Here is a 17,649-nt window from a genome sequence, read left to right as displayed (position 1 = left end):
ATTAAACTTTTTAGCTAACCTGTTGTAATAGTTATCTAACTTTCACAACAGGTTAGATTATACTTATAATAATATTCCAATCAAAGTTATTGCAGAGACAATTTGTAATAACCCTATAAATAATCCATACAGAGATACTGATTTTCCTTGCTTAATTAAATCTTTTACATTAACCCTTAATCCGATAGCAGCTAAAGCAATTATTTCAAATTTATTGCTTATTTCTTTGCAAAGAATTGAAATATCATTGCTTATTATATTTAAAGAGAATAAGGCACAAGTTATAAAGAAGCCTATTACATACCATGGAACCTTTATTTTTCCTTTTTCCATATCTTGTACTTCTTCTTCTATAATTTCTTTATTTGATTTATGTTTTAAATGACCTAATACGAAAACAACAACAACTAAAAATATTATACGTACAATTTTAAATATTGTAGATAAATCTTTTACATGTTCATTTACCATTGCTCCACTAGCGACAACTTGTCCTACAGATTGTAATATACCTCCGACCATGGCAGATGTTTGAGTAATCTCATTATTATATAAGAATTGAGATATTATAGGTAATAAGAACATAAGGACTATACCAGTTACGTTAACAATAGTTATTGATATTCCTTTTTCCTTATCATCAGCTCCAATTACAGGTGATGTTGCTGCTATTGCAGAAGATCCACATACTGCATTACCACTTGCCATCATATATCTGAAGTTGTCTGAAAAACCTAATTTTTTCCCAATATATAAAGCTCCTATTATTGTAATTGCCATTTGTAATACTATAAATATTACTCCAGAAAATCCAATTTCAGATATAGTAGATATACTTAATGTTGCACCTAATAACACTATTGAGTATGACAACAAATCAGTTTCTGAAAACTTATATCCCTTTTGAAATATATTATGATTTAAAAATACATTACCTACAAACATACCTAAGAATATAGCAATAGATGCTGCTCCAAGCTTTGGAACAAATTTTGCAATAAGTATACTTAAATATGCTACTAATATAGAAACTATAAATCCAGGTAATATACCTTTTATATTTTTTATAAAATTATTATTTAATTTTTTCATTATAGTACTCCTTTTATTATGATATAAATTTAATTTTAAATTCATATTTACAATTTGTTAAATATGTGTTTTTTATAATAAATATAAGTATTTACCTATATATCGCATATAAGTATTTAGTTATATGTGATATAAAATTTACGTATTTAACAAATTAAATAAAAATATTTATAATAAAGTTATGAAATTTAGCAAAGAAAAGGAAAGTGAGAGGATTATGAAAAACGAACAAAATAATAAGAGAAGATACTTAATAGTATTTATTTGTATGTTAATTCAAGCAATACCATATTGCATATCTCAAAATTTACAAAGTCAGATGCAAACACCAGTATCTCAATCAGGTGTAGTATCTGAGGTAGGATTTACATTACTATATTTATCAGGAACAATTCCGGCATTATTCAATCCAATAATAGCTAAAGTATATGATAAATTCAAAATTAAATATATATATGTAGCAGGTTTAATAATATCAGGTATAGCATTCGCATCATATGGAATGGCTCAAAATGCAATAATGTTTAATGGAAGTGCATTTTTTACACAAGTAGGAACAATATTATTTACAGGTTTATCATTACCAATAATGATGAGTCATTGGTTCCCAGGCGAAGGTAAAGGGACAGCATTAGGAATAGCATTAGCAGGTGGATCATTAGGTAATGTATTTTTACAACCAATAACTGTTAAGTTATTAGCTAACGTTGGATGGAGAGGAACATATATGGCATTAGGGGCAGCTATGATAATAATAGGTGTGCCACTAGCATTATTATTCATAAGATATCCAAGACAAGAAGAAGTCGTAATAGAAACATCATCTAATAAGTCAAATGCGAAACCAGCAAGAGCAAAATTTGATGGTTTATCAGACAAAGAAAATGATAAAAATCCAATATTCTGGACTTTCTGTGTAGGGTGTGCATTAATATGTTTTGCAGTTGTTGCAGTATCGACACAAGCAATACCAGTATTAGGACGAAAAGGATTTGAAGCAGGGAAATTAGGAATCGCAGGATCAATATTTGGAGTATCATGTTTAATAGGTAACGTAGTAGGTGGTAAATTATTCGATAAACTAGGATCATTTATTCCGATGGTTTTATCAGGAATATCTACAGTAATAGCATTATTAATAATGGCATTTATGCCAGATGGAAGTGCAATAGGATTTTTAGTACCTATATGTTCAGGATTAACTGTATATACAATAACATCAGCACCAGCATTTATGCCAGCAGATGTATTTGGACAAAAAGATGGAACAATGAAATTAGCAAAAGTAGGTATGTTCTATGCATTAGGTAGTTCAATATCAGCATTATTATTCACAACTATATCAAACAAGTTAGGATTAACTGGCTCATGTATGTTATTTATAGTTGTTGGTGTAGTAGGATTTGGATTAAATTTATTTGCTCAAATAAAATCAAAAAAAATGTTCGCACAAAACTAATGATTGATAAACCTATAAAATATAGATTATTAATAATTTAAAATTTTATAGATGGTCTAAAATAGCTTATTTGATTAATATTAATTTGGGGATATATTGAATACTTAATGCAATAATAGCAATTGCTATATCAGTATTAAGTATTCAATATGCAACATATTTTACAGGAAGAGTTTGGAATGAGTTCAATATTAGTTGGGACATTAGGTTCAGTATTTACTCTACTTTGTTTAATAGGAAGTGTAACTGGAGGAGCTTTATTTGATAAAATAGGTACATTAAAAACAATGTCTATATCATTAGTACTTTCAATTGTAGCTGTAATAGGATTAATGATATTTACTACTTACATCAATAAAAAAGTCAAAGATTAAAATAAAAATTAGCATAAAGTATATATTTACTTTAAGAAATAAATTAAATATGGATTAGGAGTGAATAAAATGAGAAAAATATACTTCAATGGAGACATTATAACAGTTAATGATAAAGAGCCTATAGTAGATGCTGTTTTAGTTGAAAATGGGAAAATAATAAAAACAGGATCAAAAGAAGAAATACTAAGATTAAAAAATGAAGATACAGAACTAGTAGATTTAGATGGTAAAACCATGTTACCAGGTTTCATAGATTCTCATAGTCATATTATTGCAGTAGCTCAGACTTTAATGATAGTAAATTTAAGTGATGCAAATTCTAAAGAAGAATTTATAGCAATATTAAAAGATTATGTTAAAAATAATCCACCTAAAAATGGAGAGTGGATAATAGGATTTGGTTATGATAACACAAGATATGAAAATGAAGAACATCCAACTAAATTTGATTTAGATTTGGTAACTAAAGATATACCTATATTTATAAGTCATGCGTCAGGTCATATTGCAACTACAAACTCAAAGGCGCTAGAAGCTTTTGGATATGTAGGAACAAACTATGAAGTACCAGTAGGTGGAGTTGTTAGAACTGTAGGAGAATCAAATGAGCCAAATGGAATATTAGAAGAAAATGCTTGTTTATCTCCTGAAAAGAGAAAGGTAATTCCTACACCATCTGTAGATACACTTTTAAGCTGTATAAAGAAAGCGCAACAAATATATTCATCTTATGGATTAACAACAGCTCAGGATGCAAGTATAGATGAAAATTTAAATCAACTTTTAAATTTAGCAGCTCAAAAAAATGAATTAATAATTGATATTGTTGGTCAAGCTGTTCAACATACAACATTAAAATTATTAAAGAATGAAGGAACACCAAAGAGAAAATACTATAATCATTATAAGTTACTAGGTGGAAAAACTTGGCTTGATGGCTCACCACAAGGAAAAACAGCTTGGTTAACTAAGCCGTATTATGAAGTTCCAGAAGGGGAATCTAAAGATTACTGTGGGTATGCAACTCAAGAAGATAAAGACGTAATAGAATATTTTAAATCTTTAATTGAGAATAATATACAGGTAAATGTTCATTGTAATGGTGATGCGGCATCAGATCAATTTATAAGATGTTATAAAAAAGCTTTAGAAATGACAGATAATAAAACTGATTTAAGACCAGTAATGGTACATGCTCAAACAGTTAGAGAAGATCAATTAGATGATATGAAGGAACTTGGTATAATACCTACATTCTTTTTAGATCATATATGGTTCTGGGGAGATTATCATTATGAATCAGTATTTGGACCAGAAAGAGCTAATAGACTTAGTCCAGCAAAATCTGCATTAAGAAGAAATATAAACTTTACATTACATCAAGATTCGCCAGTAAAGATGCCAAATCAAATACTAGCAATGCATAATGCGGTTAATAGACAAACTCAAAGCGGTAGGATATTAGGAGCTGATCAAAGATTATCTACTATGGAAGCAATAAAAGCTTTAACAATAAATGCAGCATATCAGTATTTTGAAGAAGATGAAAAAGGATCTATAGAAGAAGGTAAAGTTGCAGATTTTGTAATACTTGATAGAAATCCTTTAGATGTAAATTTATCTGAGATTAAAGAAATAAAAGTATTAGAGACAATAAAAGAAGGTAATACAATATATAAAAAATAGTAAAATTAAGAAAGAGGTGAAACTTTATTTTCACCTCTTTTTGCTAGATATAGTAATATAGATATGAGGAGAATATACTTATGAATATTAGAAAATTAGAGATTTTTTATAAAACAGCTAAGTGTTTAAATATGAGTCAAGTAGCAAAGGATATGTATATTAGTCAACCATCAATAAGTCAATGTATATCTGAAATTGAGTCAGAAATTGGTACAAAATTGTTTGATAGAATAGGTAAAAAACTGTACTTGACACATGAAGGTAAAATTTTTTATGAATATACAAGGAGAATATTAAATATTTATGAAGAAGGGATAAATGTAGTACGTTCATCTAAATCTAATAAAGGAAAATTAGTTATTGGTGCAAGTACAACTATAGGTACATATATAATGCCCTATATAATACATAAATTTAATAAAAAAGAAAAAGATATTGAAATATCTATGATTATAGATAATAAGCATAATATAGAAGAACTTATATTAAATAATAAAGTAGACATTGCATTTATAGAAGGCACAGTAAATTCAAAAGAAATAATATTAAAAGATATATGGACAGATGAGCTTGTATTTATAAGTTCAATAAATTATGAATGGAATGGAAAAAAATACTTAGACATAGAGGATTTAAAAAATAATAAATTTATTATAAGGGAAGATGGCAGTGGAACAAGACAACGATTTGAAGGTTTTTTAGAAAATAATGATATTAAATTTAATTCATATATAGAATTAAGTAATTTAGAGGCTATTTTAAATTATGTTAAATTAAATATAGGAGTAAGTTGTGTACCTTATATGTCTGTTTTATCTGAAGAAAATTCAAAATCAATAAATGTATATAGGATAAAAGATCATAAGATTAATAGATCTTTATATAGTGCTATACACAAAGATAAGTATATTTCTAAACCTATAGAATGTTTTATGAAATTTTGTGAAAAAACAGATATTTTAAATAATAAATAATCATATATGAAAAACTATAATTGACATATTAATTATTTTACTACAATTTATTACATAATAATCGTGGGTATTATTCTTGTGATTCGTCTCCACCATTGAAATCCACGAATACCTATATCCAAAAGGATATAGGTATTTTTATTTTAAGATAATAATATAACAAAAGAAATTTAAAAATCAATTAATATTAACAATAAAGAAAGCATAGCTCCAGATAAACCAACTTGAGTGTACCAAGGTATTAATTGTGTGTTTAAAAAAGAAATCTGATAAATAGAATACTCCATAGAATATAAGAAGTATAAAAATAATTTTACCGACGCGTTTGGTTTTATCAAGATTACATTGTTTAGAATTTTGCGATTTAGAACTATCATATGCTCTAACTTCACCGTTTTTATCGATGAATATATCACCATGTGAGGTATTCCAAGCACAAGAACTAGCACTTAAATTTATTGAATTTTCCTTAAGGTTTTCTTTTTTAAAAGGGTATATATTTATGTTCTTAGAAAACTCTTCAATTATATCTATTTTACTAAGCATTAATCCTCATTTAATTTATGGATTAAAATTATGTATATATTATCACAAATATTTTAGTTTAATTTGTATAAATTACATAATTATTTGTGATTAAAAAAAAGCGAAAATGATATTGATTATCTATATCAAATGCTATATAATGTATTAAAAATAAACGATAATGATGAATAAAAATAATTAATTGGATGCTCATGAATATTTAAGAAAATAAATAATAGTTATAAGACATAATAGAAAGGAGACAGCTATGGAACATATTTTTATTAATTAACAGATTAGACTATAGATATAGCAATGAAATATAATTATGAGGATTTAATGATAATGAGTATCGATATCTACAAATTGAAATATAAGACATGATAGAAAGGAGACAGCTATGAAATATATTTTTATTAATCCAGTTGTAGATAATATGTATATAAAAGAAGATCTAGATAAATTATTACTTAACAATGGTTACTCAAGGGTAGAAGTTGAAAATGATTGGCATAAGGTTGTAAAAGAAAAGTATAATGAAGCTCTTAAATCAACAGAAAAGGCACTTTTAGATCGAAGGTGTCCTTTAGCTATTGATACAATTAATGAATATATAAATGAGCAGGATGTTTTTATTCCTAAAATTGATCCAATTCTAATACATTGTGGTATAGAAATTGCAAATAGAGAGGATCTAAAAGGAAAGAAAAAGGTAATTACTACGCCATGTAAAAGTCTAGCTTCATATGGAAACAAAAAGGGTTTAGAAGATACAGTATTTATAAGCTGGAAAGAATTTATAAAGAAATTAAATTTATATGAAAAAATTCAAGTAAAACTACTTGATGAGAGTCCTATTCCACTGGGTTATTTTAATTCATTAGAAGCTAAAATTAGTAGTATCTCAGGAGAAGAAAATATAGAAGCGTATTTTAAAAATAACCTACATAAGGAAAGCGACTTGGTTGAGATGCTTTATTGTAAGGATGGATGCAACAATGGAGATGGAGTATTAATAAATGAATAAGAATAAAGTTATAAAAACATCAATTTCTATAATAATTTTGGTTTTAATATGGAGTATAGTTACTAAAATGGATATAGTTAGTTCTTATATTTTACCATCTCCATCAAAGGTATTAGACAGCTTATTAAAAATGATTAAATCAGGAGAAATCTTTGAAGATATTTACATAAGTTACATAAGAGTTTTAAAAGGATTTTTCATAGCAACTTTATTAGCTTTTTTATTAGCAATGGTGAGAGTTATTTTACCAAAATTTAATGATTACTATGAAAATATAGTTCAATTTTTAAAGAATGTACCACCATTAAGTTTAATATCATTATTAATTTTATGGTTTGGTATAGGAGAAACAACTAAGATTGGGATAATAGTTTTAACTGCGTTTTTCCCAATATACCTAAATACAGTAAAGGGATTTGTAAGTTGTGATAAAAAACTGTTAGAAGTTGGAGAAATTTATGGATATTCAAAAGTAAATAGCTTTTTTAAGATAAGAATTCCATATGCTATGTCAGATATATTAGTTGGAATGAGAATAGGACTAGGTTATAGTTGGAGAGCTATAATAAGTGCAGAAATGATTGCTGCGTCAACTGGTCTAGGTCATATGATTTTATTTGCTCAGCAAATGTCTAGAACAGATAAAGTTATAGTCGGTATTTTAGTAATAGGTGTAGTTGGTTATATAACTGATAGATTGTTTGCACTTATAATCGATAAGGCTTTGAAAGGATCAGAAGAAAATGGATGGGATTAAATTAGTAAATGTAAGTAAGTTCTATACTGTTGAAAAAGAAAGTATGAAAGTTCTAAATGGAATTGATTTAAATATACCAGCAAATAAGATAACTGTAATCTTAGGTCGAAGTGGATGTGGAAAGACTACTTTATTGAGACTTGTATCAGGTTTAGAAGAATTTGATCAAGGAGAGATATTAGGTACTAATTCAAAAAGAAAGGCATATGTATTCCAAGAGGATAGATTAATGCCATGGCTAGATGTAAAAAAGAATATAACATTTGGTATACATAATAAAAATATAGATAATAGAAAAATTGATAGGATTATTGAAACTGTAGGTCTTAAAAAATTCTATAGTGCATATCCAAGACAATTATCAGGTGGAATGAAACAAAGAGTCTCGATTGCAAGAGCATTTGCATATGATCCAGACTTTATAATGATGGATGAGCCTTTTTCGGCATTAGACTTTTTTACAAGAGAGCAAATGCAAAATGAATTATTAAAGATTCACCAAACATCAAAATGCTCAATTTTATTTGTAACTCATAGTATAGATGAGGCACTTATCCTTGGAGATAAAATAGTAATTTTAGAAAAAGGTGTTATTAAATCTCAATATGAAATTAAAGAAAAAAGTAGCACAAGAGACTTATTAGATGATAAGTTTGTTAAATTAAAAAAACAAATAATTGATGATTTAAAAGTTATTTAATTAAAGATATATAAGTAATGGAGGATAAATTTATGAAATTAAGTAAGTCAATAAAAATAAAATTAACATCGGTACTTGCAACTGGTGTATTAATGATATCAATGGTTGGATGTACAACAACAAAAGAAGCAAGTTTAGATAAGTTAGTAATAACACATGTAACTTCACCTTTAAATGTACCAAGTATAATACAAAAAAATAAAAATGTTTTTGCTAATGAGTTCAGTGAAAATGGTAAAGATATAGCTATTGAGTATGCTGAAATAACATCGGGGGCTGATCAAACTCAAGCATTAGCATCAGGAGATGTTGATATATTATACGCTGTTGGAGGAACTTCTGTAGTTTCAGCAGCAGCAAATGGTGCAGATATAAAAATATTAAATATGTACAGTAGATCACCAGAAGCATTCTGTATGTATTCGCTTGATGAAAACATAAAATCAGCACAAGATTTAAAAGGTAAAACTATAGCAGGACCAGTTGGAACTAACTTACACCAACTATTAATAGCATACCTTGAAAAAGCTGGAATGACTATAGATGATGTTAACTATGTGAATATGTCTATAGCTGATGCAAAAGCAGCTTTAGATGGAAAAAGTGTTGATGCAGCATTAGTTGCAGGACCTACTGCATATAAAGCAGAACAACAGGGATATAACTTAGTTACTAATGGAAAAGGATTAACAGATGCAGTAATAGCAGTTGCAGTTAGAGAAGATTTCTATAATGAGCACAAAGAAGAAGTTGAATTATTCATGAAAGCTCAAGAAAACGTAAATAAATACATGAATGAAAACTACGATGAAACTATGGAAATAGTTTCTAAAGAACTTGATTTAGATAAATCAGCAGTTGAAGAAATGTATAAACAATATGATTTCAGTATAGAAACTACAGATGCAGACCGTAAAGCATTTCAAAATGTAGCAGACTTTATGTTAAAAACTGGAATGATAGAAGAAGAAGTTAAGACAAATGAACTTTTTATAAAATAGTAGGTGAATATAAATGATACAAGAAAAAGTTATAGTAAAAGATCAAAATGATATTATAGAGATAACTTACGATGATATATTAAAATATCATGGTAGAGAAATGATAGGTGGAGCAGCTTTAGCATTTAAAATAATGCTTATGACTTTTCCTAAACTTTCTGATGAAATACCGCAAAGAGGAAAGTTTAGTTTTTATAGTGGAATAGGGAAAAATGGAAAAGGTATAATAGATGCAGCAGAAATGGTTATGCGTGTAAAAACTTATGGAAATTTAGAACTAGATATTGATTATTCTAATGATAAGATGGGACAAGAAGCACCAGGTGGTGGAAGATATTATTTTGAAATAGGATATGATGATAAACTAGTTAAATTGTACTTAAAAGAGGGGGTTATACCTAGTGAATTTATAAATTATTCAAAATTATCACATAAGTGCAAAGCAGAAAATATTTCTATGAGAGTAGAAGATCAAGAAAAATTATTATCATTGAGAAAAGAACTAGCTATCAAAATTATGGCATCTGACCCAGAAGACCTATTTGTAATAATAAAATAAAAATCAGTAGCATAATAAATAATATTACATTAAATTAACTTGTGTATTCTAGGTTAAAAATTAATCGTGGGTATTATTCCTGTGATTCGTCTCCACCATTGAAATCCACGAAAAGGTATTGGCTAAATAGCCAATATCTTTTTTTATGGAAAATAATATTATATTTATACTAGACTTAATAATATATACATTTACAAAATAATTAATGGAATATGCTATAATAGCTTTGTATTAGACTAAAATTATTTTATTGATAAATTTATAGACAATATTTATGTTGTATAGGGGAGATGGCATGAAGAATCGAATTTTAATTATAGAGGACGATAATGAAATATCTAATATGATTGCAGATTATCTTGGTAAAAATGGATATGAAACGCATATAGCTAAAGATGGAATAAGAGGGATTAAATATGTGATAGAAAAGAAGCCTGACTTAATTATCTTAGATATTATGTTGCGATATAAAAGTGGTGATGAGATTTTAAGAGAAGTGAGGGAATTTTCCGATATTCCAATAATAGTAGTATCAGCAAAAGAAAATGTACAGTTTAAAGTTGATTTATTTAAAATAGGAGTAGATGATTATGTAGTCAAGCCATTTGATTTATTAGAACTTCTAGCAAGGATCGAAACAAATTTAAGACGCTACTTAAAACTTACAAGTCAACAAACACTTTATAAACACAAAAACATAACACTAAACTATGATTTAAAGGAAGTCTTTGTTGATAATAATGTTGTCAAACTTACATCTAAGGAGTTTGAGATTTTATACTTATTTATAAAATATCCAAACAAAGTATTTTCTAAGAAAAATATATACGAAACAGTGTGGAAAGACTCATATGCATATGATGATGATACGATAAACACTCATATAAGTAATATAAGAAAGAAAATTGATAGTGAACTAATCGAAACTGTTTGGAAAATGGGATATAAGTTAAAGTGATTATTTTAGAATTTCTTTAGAATTTAATTTAGAAATTCTTATATTCTAAAATATATCATATAAGGCAGAGGAGATGATAAATATGTCAGAGATAATTTGCCAAACAGTAAACTTATCAAAAAAATATAAAGATAATATAGTACTTGATAACGTAAATATCAACATTAAAAGAGGCGACATTTATGGTCTTATAGGGGAAAATGGAGCAGGTAAGACTACATTAATAAAAATAATCGCTCAGTTAATAAACCAAACAGAAGGAAAAGTAAAGCTATTTGGAACAACTGATAAAAATCAATTGTGCAAATTACAAAAAAATATTGGGTATACAATTGAAAATCCAGCACTGTACATGGACATGACAGCAAGAAAAAACCTAGAAGTAATACGTATGCAAAAAGGAATACCTGGAACATACGATATTGAGAGGGTATTAAAACTTGTAAACCTAAATATTAATGATAAAAAGAAGGTAAAAAACTTTTCTCTAGGAATGAAACAAAGATTAGCATTAGCTATGGCATTGTTAGATGAGCCAGAATTATTAATTTTAGATGAGCCTTTAAATGGACTAGATCCTACAGGAATTTTAGAATTAAGGCAATTGTTAATAAGATTAAACTTAGAAAAGGGAATTACAATAGTTTTATCTAGTCATATTCTTAGTGAACTATATAAGCTATCAACATGTTATGGAATTATGCACAAAGGAAAGTTAATAGAAGAGATATCGTCTAAGGAATTAGATGAAAGATGTAAAAAACATATATATCTAAATGTTTCAGATAGCAAAATTGCATCTATTATTTTAGAAAAGGAACTAGGTATAAATGATTTTATTGTTTTTAATAACAATATTATAAAAATATATAGCCACCTTGATGAATGTTCAAAAATCAATTCAACTTTAATATTAAATAAAGTCTTAGTCGAAGAGATTAGTATTAAAGGAGATAGTTTAGAATCATATTTTGCAAAAATAATTGGAGGTGGGGCTAATGTATAATATTTTAAAAGCAGAAATATATAAATTAAAATACAGTAAAGAACTTATGATATGTTTGATAGGACTATTAATACTAGCTATCATAAATACTTACTACGGTTCAGTAGAATTTGGTGCGAAAGGTGCATTAGTCCATCCAAGTAGAGAAATAATTGGAATAATGGCTTGTAGTTTATTTGCGGCTACATATGTAGGAAAAGATTTAGTATCAAAAACTATTAATCACACACTAACATCAGGACATGAGAGAAGTAAAGTTTTTCTAAGTAAGTATTTGTGTTATTTGATTGGTTGTGTGATTATTTTACTTGCAAACTATGCATTTATAGGAAGTACATATGGCTTATTTTACGGATGGGGACAAGTATTTAATAGCAGTGAGTTATATTTTTTAATTGTATATGTAGTAGTTGGGATATTTTTTAATATATGCATTTCTTCAGTTTCATTTTTTATTTGTATACTTGTAAAAAACTCAAGTGTATCAATTGCCTTATGTGGAGGAACTGTAGGATTGATACTAGCACTAACTCAGTTACCTTGGAACACTATTACTTATTATGTTGCAAATAAAGATTATTCTTTAGGAATGATGCCACTTATCTTTGCAATAAGTTTTGGATTAGGTACGGGTATTTTATATTTAATTTGCAATTATTGTTTTAACAAACAAGATATTTAATATGAAAGGATGGATTATGATTTGATAACAATTTTATTAATTATAGGATTTACATATATCGTAATCCGTTTCATATCTATAAAAAAACAACTAAGAAAAATTAAGATTCAACTTAATAAGAAAGAACGGATAAATATAATATTAAATGATAAAGATGTAGAAAAAATAGCTGAATCTTTTAATATTTTTCTGCAAGAACAAAAACAACTAGAGATAAATATAAGAAACAGAGAAGAAAATCTAAAACAATCTATTTCTAATATTTCACATGATTTAAGAACACCACTTACAGCTATTAGAGGGTATATTACACTTCTTGAAAATTGTACTGAAGAAGAAAGAAATATGTATATTGGCATTCTTTCTAAAAAATCAGAAGAACTAAATAATTTACTTAATAATTTTTATGAGCTTTCTATTTTTGATAATGATAGTTACCAAATAGATATAAAAGCTATTGATATAGTAGAAATAATTATGGGGACTGTTATTTCTAACTATGCCTTAATTAAAAATAAAGAAATAGAAATTGATAATAGACTTCCTTCTAAACCAATAGAAGTTCAAGGCGAAGAGGTGGTTTGTTCAAGGATTATTCAAAACTTAGTTTCTAATGCAATAAAGTATTCAACAGGCTATATTTCTATTGAACTTAAAGAGTTTGATGAGTATGTTATTTTTAAGATTAGAAATAGTGTTTCGGATTTAACTCAAGATGATTTGAAATATTTATTTGATAGGTTTTATACTGCAGATAAATCTCGAAACCGCAGTGGAAGTGGTTTAGGGTTATTTATTGTAAAGGTATTACTTGATAAGATTGATGGAGAAGTTTATGAAGTTAGTTTAAATGATGATATATTAAGTATAAGTATTTTATTTAGATATTTTTAAGGATAATTATATAAGTTATTTGATATTTATCAAGAATTATTAGATGAATTAATTATGGGTATGATTGTGAAGAATCACCTCTACCAATTACATAATTTTTATCGTCAAACCAATTGGAATTGTTAGAGTTTAAAATCTATTAGTTCCTTTTTTATTAAAATAAATTAAAGAAATATAGGATTTATATAATAGGGAAATAAATAATTTATAACAAATAAAAGTGAACCCTATCACAAGTAAGGGATAGGGTTGATTATTATATAGCATTTGTTTGTTCATTAATACCTGAAATAGGTGGAAACATCTTAAAAAATAAAAATCTCATTAAAGGAGATACAATTAATAAATTTAAAGGAATTGCAAAAATAAAGTTTGTAACTATAGCAACACCATAAGCAGAAATAAAATTAGAATCTAATCCTACATTAGCAATTACTCCGAATAATGACATCCAAATAACCATACCACATGATGTAAAAAATGACATACACAGTCCTACTTTTTTCATAGTGTCATTTGGCTTTAATATTTTACTTGTAATGACCTTAACAATTCTACCAACTATAAAAATATCTCCTATTAGTGCATATATAAAAGCCAATGGGAACCCTAGTGCTGCATGATTAAATATATTTAATGAAAATCCTTCAATTATAGCTATATTGTAGCAACTCATAATAAATACCATTGTTGCAGCAATCATTAATATGAATATAAAATGTTCTTTTTTGTTTTTAAACAAGTTAAATACCTCTCTTCTAATAAATTGTCAACTAAGTTAACTAATGTATAGTATCATTTTTAACTCTAAAATGTCAACTAGGTTGACTAAAGTTGTATTATTTATTTTAAAAATTATATAATATAGATAGATTTGATTAAAATAAAGGAGTATTTATATGAGTTCAGATTTTAAAAATTTAAATATAATAGATTTAATAAGTGAAAAACACGCAAAGCTTAGAAAAATGGTAATAGAAACTTGGGTTGAAAGGGGAGAAGAAAGGGTTAGTGATACAGAATCGTATATGATTGCATTAGTAGAAAGAAATGAATTAACAGTGGCACAGATTGGAAGGATAATAGGAATATCACGCCAAGGAGCTCATAAATGCGCAAAAGGCTTAATTGAAAGAGGATATATTATTATAGAAAATAAAGACGTAAATTCTAGGGACAAGATACTTTCTTTAACTGAAAAGGGATCAAGATTTTGTAGAGAGACATTAATTTTAAAAGAAGAATTTGAAACAAATATTATAAATTCTATAGGTGAGGATAAATTTAAAATATTAAAAGAGTGTTTAAGTCAAAATTGGTTTGCAAAATAAGTATTGTGCAAAACTAACTCTAATATAAAATTCTTTAGGTTATATTTTAGAATACCCAAAAAGCAAGGTGTAATAAAAGACTTAAAAAGTTACTTTATATAATAAAAACACGCTCCGTAAAGTAGATACGGAAAAACTATATCATAAGCAAGAGAGTATGGCTTGTGAAAATAGCTTGTTGTAAAGAAATGCTAAATAAAATTAAAATAAATACTAACGTAAAAGATTTGTCACCTTAATATACTTGCAAGTACTTCTGACACAAAGTTATATTATTATGCCTTTTATTAAAAAATCCAAGTGATGCAATGAAAAATCTTTGAAATCAGGGGTTTGACCATTGGTTTTAGCTTTTATTATCATTTCAGATAAACCCAAAACATGAACTAAAAATTAACAAATAGATGCGTATATAAATTTAAGGATTGTGAATAATATATTACATAGTTATACTCAGTAATATTAACTAGTATGATTAACACAAATAAAATAAATATTTTGATAATAAAATATCCTAGTTATTACATATAAGATTCAGAAGCAATATTAGTTAATAATAAGTTCGAATATAATAAGTTAGTCTATAAAGGAGAATAAAGGTTATGCTATTAATAAAAAATGGGAAAATAATAACCATGGCTGATAAAAATTATAATAGTGGATCTATTTTAATAAAAGATAAAAAGATTGTAGAAATTGGAGAAAATATTAATATAAATAGTAATGAGGATTGTAAGATAATTGATGCAGAAAATTGTTGGGTTATGCCAGGCATAATAGAAGCTCATTGCCATATTGGAATTCAAGAAGAAAGAAAAGGATTTGAAGGCAATGACTGTAATGAAACAAATGAATCAATTACACCATATCTTAGGGCTTTAGATGGTATTAATGTTATGGATTCAGCTTTTCATAATGCTTTGACTGCTGGTATTACAGGAGTAATGGTAGGACCTGGAAGTTCAAATGTAGTCGGAGGACAGTTTGTTTTTATAAAAACTCATGGTAGAACAATAGATAACATGGCTGTCCTTGAACCAGCAGCAATGAAAATTGCATTTGGAGAAAATATAAAAACAAATTATAATCAAAAAAATATGATGCCATCAACTCGTATGTCAATAGCTGCACTTTTACGTGAGGAATTGTTTGAAGCTCAAAAATATAATCAAAACAAAAAAAATGCTATGAAAAATGGTGATAGTTTTGATGAGGTATTTAGGAGAGAGTGTTGGTTACCTGTAATTAACAGAGAGATTCCTTTAAAAGCACATGTACATAGAGCAGATGATATTTTAACAGCAATCCGTATAGCTAAAGAGTTTAATTTAAGATTAACTTTAGATCATTGTACAGAAGGACATCTAATTTCAGAAGAGATTAAGGAAGCTGGATTTCCGGCAATAGTTGGACCTTCATTAGCAATAAGAAATAAGATAGAGACTCAAAATGCAGATTTTAAAACAGCTGGTATATTACACAAGGCTGGTGTGAAAGTAGCTATTACTACTGATCATCCAGTTACAAGAATACAAGATTTACCTATTTGTGCTGGATTTGCAGCAAGAGAAGGACTAGGAATAGAAGAGGGACTTAAAGCAATTACAATAAATGCGGCAGAAATATGTAATGTATCAGATAAAGTTGGAAGTCTGGAAATAGGAAAAGATGCTGATATTGCAATTTTTGATGGGAATCCAATGGAGGTATTTACAAAAACAATGTATACCATAATTGATGGTGAAATAGTTTATGAAGCAAAAGATATAGATAATTAGCTATTAAAAATAAGAATGGTAGATAGTTTTATATAACAAGCTATCTACTTTTTTATATTAATTATTAATAGTTTTAGATAAATATATTATATAGATTAATAGTATGTATTATAGCAAATAGAAATTATATTAATTTTGAATAAGATTGTAGGTAAGAATTTCGGGAATTTACTTGATGAAGTTAGCTTGGTTAAACTTTGTGGTAGAAAGGATTGGTTTGAATAATTTATTAAGTAGAATAATAATTAAAATTTTCTTATAATTTTTATAATAAAGCGATAACAAAGTCAATTTTATAATGACTTTGCTATCAGCTTATCAATTACATAGAACTTGCTTTACTAACTTCTATGTAAGTTTTGTCAATAAAACTATCTATTGTTGTTGTTTCTATTATTTTCGTTGTTGTTGCAGTTATTATTGTTTCTATTATTGTCGTTATTATTTCTATTATTGTTGTTATTGCAGTTATTGTTGTTGTTATTGTTTCTATTATTGTCGTTGTTGTTTGACTTTATCATGATTATCACCTCCTCGAAAATATTATTGGCAGAAAGGTATCGTAATATACATAATCAATAAAAATAATTTTTTATTAATAATGCTAGAATTAGTTTAATTAATTTGTAGATAATATGGATGTTAATTATCGAATTACATGAAAATGAGGATAGGATTAAGGTAGTTTTACCAGATATAAGGAATTTTCAAAATGGAAAATAGAAATTAAACTATAATATATACTTATCCTAAAAATTGAAATTTTAATGCTATGAAAATAGTGAGGTTGCATACTTTTTATGAAATAAACTATCTATATTTTTTAGTATTTTGCTATATTGA

Annotated in this window: 19 protein-coding genes; 15 read left to right on the top strand and 4 right to left on the bottom strand. The window is 26.9% G+C overall.

Annotated elements, in window-relative coordinates; translation table 11 throughout:
- Positions 1-63 precede the first annotated feature (63 nt).
- The gene (locus ABCP60_RS08880) at positions 64-1,092 is read right to left on the bottom strand and encodes a putative sulfate exporter family transporter (protein ID WP_271893285.1); all 1,029 of its coding nucleotides are present in this window, start codon (positions 1,090-1,092) and stop codon (positions 64-66) included.
- A gap of 217 nt (positions 1,093-1,309) precedes the next feature.
- Between ABCP60_RS08880 and ABCP60_RS08875 the strand changes: the two genes are divergently transcribed.
- The 4 genes from ABCP60_RS08875 to ABCP60_RS08860 all read left to right on the top strand — a co-directional run bounded on the left by ABCP60_RS08875 (position 1,310) and on the right by ABCP60_RS08860 (position 5,588).
- Positions 1,310-2,551 carry an MFS transporter gene (locus ABCP60_RS08875; RefSeq protein WP_166504744.1) on the top strand — a complete coding sequence of 414 codons (1,242 nt, stop codon included), beginning with the start codon at positions 1,310-1,312 and terminating at the stop codon, positions 2,549-2,551.
- A 179-nt stretch (positions 2,552-2,730) separates the two neighbouring features.
- Positions 2,731-2,925 carry a hypothetical protein gene (locus tag ABCP60_RS08870; RefSeq protein WP_207741715.1) on the top strand — a complete coding sequence of 65 codons (195 nt, stop codon included), beginning with the start codon at positions 2,731-2,733 and terminating at the stop codon, positions 2,923-2,925.
- Positions 2,926-2,994: 69 nt separating this feature from the next.
- A complete protein-coding gene (locus tag ABCP60_RS08865; RefSeq protein ID WP_343101629.1) occupies positions 2,995-4,614 on the top strand; it encodes an amidohydrolase in 1,620 nt (539 codons plus the stop codon).
- An 80-nt stretch (positions 4,615-4,694) separates the two neighbouring features.
- Positions 4,695-5,588: a LysR family transcriptional regulator gene (locus ABCP60_RS08860; protein ID WP_343101628.1), complete on the top strand. Its 894-nt coding sequence runs from the start codon at positions 4,695-4,697 to the stop codon at positions 5,586-5,588.
- Between the two features lie 177 nt (positions 5,589-5,765).
- Here the strand turns inward: ABCP60_RS08860 and ABCP60_RS08855 are convergent, their stop codons facing one another.
- Complete coding sequence (locus ABCP60_RS08855; protein WP_092922609.1) at positions 5,766-6,134, bottom strand: hypothetical protein; 369 nt, start codon at positions 6,132-6,134, stop codon at positions 5,766-5,768.
- A gap of 379 nt (positions 6,135-6,513) precedes the next feature.
- On the opposite strand from ABCP60_RS08855, the gene ABCP60_RS08850 reads away from it, so the two are divergent.
- From ABCP60_RS08850 to ABCP60_RS08810, 9 genes are all read left to right on the top strand, one after another.
- A complete protein-coding gene (locus tag ABCP60_RS08850) occupies positions 6,514-7,140 on the top strand; it encodes a hypothetical protein (protein WP_166504748.1) in 627 nt (208 codons plus the stop codon).
- A complete protein-coding gene (locus ABCP60_RS08845) occupies positions 7,133-7,897 on the top strand; it encodes an ABC transporter permease (protein ID WP_092922615.1) in 765 nt (254 codons plus the stop codon). Before ABCP60_RS08850 ends, ABCP60_RS08845 begins: the two co-directional genes overlap by 8 nt.
- On the top strand, positions 7,884-8,597 hold the full coding sequence (locus tag ABCP60_RS08840) for an ABC transporter ATP-binding protein (protein ID WP_092922618.1): 714 nt from the start codon (positions 7,884-7,886) through the stop codon (positions 8,595-8,597). The genes ABCP60_RS08845 and ABCP60_RS08840 overlap by 14 nt, the downstream gene beginning before the upstream one ends.
- Positions 8,598-8,629: 32 nt before the next feature.
- Positions 8,630-9,598, top strand: a complete 969-nt coding sequence (locus tag ABCP60_RS08835; protein ID WP_092922621.1) for an aliphatic sulfonate ABC transporter substrate-binding protein — start codon at positions 8,630-8,632, stop codon at positions 9,596-9,598.
- A 13-nt stretch (positions 9,599-9,611) separates the two neighbouring features.
- Positions 9,612-10,157: a hypothetical protein gene (locus ABCP60_RS08830; RefSeq protein ID WP_166504749.1), complete on the top strand. Its 546-nt coding sequence runs from the start codon at positions 9,612-9,614 to the stop codon at positions 10,155-10,157.
- Between the two features lie 295 nt (positions 10,158-10,452).
- Positions 10,453-11,115, top strand: coding sequence for a response regulator transcription factor (locus tag ABCP60_RS08825; RefSeq protein ID WP_343101627.1), 663 nt, complete (start codon positions 10,453-10,455; stop codon positions 11,113-11,115).
- A gap of 82 nt (positions 11,116-11,197) precedes the next feature.
- The gene (locus ABCP60_RS08820) at positions 11,198-12,121 is read left to right on the top strand and encodes an ABC transporter ATP-binding protein (protein ID WP_343101626.1); all 924 of its coding nucleotides are present in this window, start codon (positions 11,198-11,200) and stop codon (positions 12,119-12,121) included.
- Positions 12,114-12,803 carry an ABC transporter permease subunit gene (locus ABCP60_RS08815; protein WP_343101625.1) on the top strand — a complete coding sequence of 230 codons (690 nt, stop codon included), beginning with the start codon at positions 12,114-12,116 and terminating at the stop codon, positions 12,801-12,803. Before ABCP60_RS08820 ends, ABCP60_RS08815 begins: the two co-directional genes overlap by 8 nt.
- A 21-nt stretch (positions 12,804-12,824) precedes the next feature.
- Positions 12,825-13,697 carry a HAMP domain-containing sensor histidine kinase gene (locus ABCP60_RS08810; protein WP_195581488.1) on the top strand — a complete coding sequence of 291 codons (873 nt, stop codon included), beginning with the start codon at positions 12,825-12,827 and terminating at the stop codon, positions 13,695-13,697.
- A 256-nt stretch (positions 13,698-13,953) separates the two neighbouring features.
- On the opposite strand, the gene ABCP60_RS08805 is transcribed toward ABCP60_RS08810, so the two are convergent.
- A complete protein-coding gene (locus ABCP60_RS08805; protein WP_343101624.1) occupies positions 13,954-14,439 on the bottom strand; it encodes a DUF2798 domain-containing protein in 486 nt (161 codons plus the stop codon).
- A gap of 157 nt (positions 14,440-14,596) precedes the next feature.
- Between ABCP60_RS08805 and ABCP60_RS08800 the strand changes: the two genes are divergently transcribed.
- Entirely contained in the window at positions 14,597-15,028 is a 432-nt protein-coding gene (locus ABCP60_RS08800) for a helix-turn-helix domain-containing protein (RefSeq protein WP_343101623.1), read from the top strand.
- 602 nt (positions 15,029-15,630) lie between these two features.
- Positions 15,631-16,806, top strand: a complete 1,176-nt coding sequence (locus tag ABCP60_RS08795) for an amidohydrolase (RefSeq protein WP_166504751.1) — start codon at positions 15,631-15,633, stop codon at positions 16,804-16,806.
- A 371-nt stretch (positions 16,807-17,177) separates the two neighbouring features.
- Here ABCP60_RS08795 and ABCP60_RS08790 read toward each other — a convergent pair whose 3' ends face one another.
- Positions 17,178-17,327 (bottom strand): hypothetical protein, encoded by a 150-nt coding sequence (locus ABCP60_RS08790; RefSeq protein WP_343101622.1) that lies wholly within the window; start codon positions 17,325-17,327, stop codon positions 17,178-17,180.
- Positions 17,328-17,649 lie beyond the last annotated feature (322 nt).

Source organism: Romboutsia sp. MSSM.1001216sp_RTP31141st1_G3_RTP31141_220114 (genome assembly GCF_039031195.1).
Lineage (GTDB): Bacteria > Bacillota > Clostridia > Peptostreptococcales > Peptostreptococcaceae > Romboutsia_C > Romboutsia_C hominis.
Note: the sequence above shows the minus strand (reverse complement) of the source record. Positions and strands in the feature narration are given on the sequence as shown.

Coding starts and splice junctions, on each gene's coding strand:
- ABCP60_RS08880 (WP_271893285.1), bottom strand. CDS start 1,092: ATGAAAAAATTAAATAATAATTTTATAAAAAATATAAAAGGTATATTA.
- ABCP60_RS08875 (WP_166504744.1), top strand. CDS start 1,310: ATGAAAAACGAACAAAATAATAAGAGAAGATACTTAATAGTATTTATT.
- ABCP60_RS08870 (WP_207741715.1), top strand. CDS start 2,731: ATGAGTTCAATATTAGTTGGGACATTAGGTTCAGTATTTACTCTACTT.
- ABCP60_RS08865 (WP_343101629.1), top strand. CDS start 2,995: ATGAGAAAAATATACTTCAATGGAGACATTATAACAGTTAATGATAAA.
- ABCP60_RS08860 (WP_343101628.1), top strand. CDS start 4,695: ATGAATATTAGAAAATTAGAGATTTTTTATAAAACAGCTAAGTGTTTA.
- ABCP60_RS08855 (WP_092922609.1), bottom strand. CDS start 6,134: ATGCTTAGTAAAATAGATATAATTGAAGAGTTTTCTAAGAACATAAAT.
- ABCP60_RS08850 (WP_166504748.1), top strand. CDS start 6,514: ATGAAATATATTTTTATTAATCCAGTTGTAGATAATATGTATATAAAA.
- ABCP60_RS08845 (WP_092922615.1), top strand. CDS start 7,133: ATGAATAAGAATAAAGTTATAAAAACATCAATTTCTATAATAATTTTG.
- ABCP60_RS08840 (WP_092922618.1), top strand. CDS start 7,884: ATGGATGGGATTAAATTAGTAAATGTAAGTAAGTTCTATACTGTTGAA.
- ABCP60_RS08835 (WP_092922621.1), top strand. CDS start 8,630: ATGAAATTAAGTAAGTCAATAAAAATAAAATTAACATCGGTACTTGCA.
- ABCP60_RS08830 (WP_166504749.1), top strand. CDS start 9,612: ATGATACAAGAAAAAGTTATAGTAAAAGATCAAAATGATATTATAGAG.
- ABCP60_RS08825 (WP_343101627.1), top strand. CDS start 10,453: ATGAAGAATCGAATTTTAATTATAGAGGACGATAATGAAATATCTAAT.
- ABCP60_RS08820 (WP_343101626.1), top strand. CDS start 11,198: ATGTCAGAGATAATTTGCCAAACAGTAAACTTATCAAAAAAATATAAA.
- ABCP60_RS08815 (WP_343101625.1), top strand. CDS start 12,114: ATGTATAATATTTTAAAAGCAGAAATATATAAATTAAAATACAGTAAA.
- ABCP60_RS08800 (WP_343101623.1), top strand. CDS start 14,597: ATGAGTTCAGATTTTAAAAATTTAAATATAATAGATTTAATAAGTGAA.
- ABCP60_RS08795 (WP_166504751.1), top strand. CDS start 15,631: ATGCTATTAATAAAAAATGGGAAAATAATAACCATGGCTGATAAAAAT.
- ABCP60_RS08790 (WP_343101622.1), bottom strand. CDS start 17,327: ATGATAAAGTCAAACAACAACGACAATAATAGAAACAATAACAACAAC.